Source organism: Rhizobacter sp. P3_B12 (assembly GCF_056402895.1).
Genome location: NZ_JBFUGN010001199.1, coordinates 1 through 1648, shown reverse-complemented (window position 1 = coordinate 1648; position 1648 = coordinate 1). Strand labels below are relative to the sequence as shown.

2 protein-coding genes are annotated in these 1648 nt (G+C 72.3%); both read right to left on the bottom strand.

The features are described from left to right. Positions 1 to 1037 (bottom strand): FliI/YscN family ATPase (locus AC1D01_RS33735; protein ID WP_477873824.1); only part of this gene is annotated, 1037 nt, incomplete at its 3' end. Continuing rightward, positions 1034 to 1648 (bottom strand): FliH/SctL family protein (locus tag AC1D01_RS33730; protein WP_477873823.1); only part of this gene is annotated, 615 nt, incomplete at its 5' end. The genes AC1D01_RS33735 and AC1D01_RS33730, both read right to left, overlap by 4 nt.

Here is a 1648-nt window from a genome sequence, read left to right as displayed (position 1 = left end):
GTGTAGAACGCGGTGATCGAGCCGACGCCATGGATCCCGTTGCCGCTGCGCTCCACCAGCTGCGGCAGCTTCGCGAAGCAGCTCGGCGGGTAGCCCTTGGTCGCCGGCGGCTCGCCGATCGCCAGCGCGATCTCGCGCTGCGCCATCGCGAAGCGGGTCAGCGAATCCATCAACAGCAGCACGTGCTGGCCGCGGTCGCGGAAATGCTCGGCGATCGCGGTGGCGTAGCTCGCGCCCTGCAGCCGCGTGAGCGGCGGCGCATCGGCCGGCGCGGCCACCACCACCGAGCGGCGCAGGCCCTCTTCGCCGAGGATGTCCTCGATGAATTCCTTCACTTCGCGGCCGCGTTCGCCGATCAGGCCGACCACGATCACGTCGGCCGCGGTGTAGCGCGCCATCATGCCGAGCAGCACCGATTTGCCGACGCCGGTGCCGGCGAACAGCCCGATGCGCTGGCCGCGGCCCACCGTCAGCATCGCGTTGATCGCGCGCACGCCGGTGTCCAGCGGCTGGCGGATCGGGTCGCGGTCCATCGCGTTGATCGGGCGGCGGATCAGCGGCTCGTTGTGCACGCTGCCGAGCGGGCCCTTGCGGTCCATCGGCATGCCCTGCGAATCGACGACGCGGCCGAGCAGCCCGTCGCCCATCGGCAGGTGCAGCGTGCGGTCTTCGCTGCGCCGCCATTGGTGTTGCGTCGCGCCCAGCAGCAGCGGCACGATCGGCGACGGCCRCGGCACGACGCGCGCGCCGCTCGCCAGGCCGTGGATCTCGCCGGTGGGCATCAGGTAGGCGCGGTCGCCCGAGAAGCCGACCACCTCGGCCAGCACCGGCGGCTGGCCGTCCATGCGCACCTCGCAGACCGAGCCGACCGGCACGCGCAGGCCGGCGGCCTCGAGCACCAGCCCGGCCACCCGCACCAGCGTGCCCTGGGTCTCCAGCGGCATCACGTCGGCCGAGAAGTTCTTCAGGTCGCCCAGATAACGTTGCCACTTGTCTGCGGCGGCGACCGCCTTCGATTCATGCGGCGACGTGATCATGCGGCGCCCCCGTTCGCTTCGATCTCGGGCAGCGGCGCTTCGTCGCCTTCCCACTCCTGCTCGCAGCCGAGCGAGGCAGCGACCCGGCGCCAGCGTGCCTCGAGCGTCGCGTCGATCACGCCGATGTCGGATTCGACCAGGCAGCCGCCGCGCAGCACCTCGGCGTCGGACAGCAGGCGCGCGCCGCGCGCGGCCAGCACGTCGGCCGCCCCCTGCGCGACCAGCGCATGGTCGTCCGGGTGCACGCGCACGGTGATGTGACGGGCGCTCAGCAGCAGCGTGTCGACCGCCTCGGTCGCGACCACCGCGACCAGTTCGGGCTTCATGCTCAGCTCGCTGCGCACCATCTGCTTGGCCAGCTGCGTCGCGGTGACGGCCAGCGCGCGCGCCATGTCCTGCTGCAGGTCGTCGAGCTGCTGGCCGAAGCCCTGCACGATCGCACCGACCTGCGCGGTGACCTGCGCCGCATAGCTCTGCTTGAAGCCGTCGAGCGCGACCAGGCCGTCGCGGTAGCCGTCTTGATAGCCGGTCTGGCGCACCTGCTTGAGCTGCGCCATCAGTTCGTCGGCCGGGTTCGGCGGCGGCGGGGCCGGCGGCGCGGGGCGCTGCAC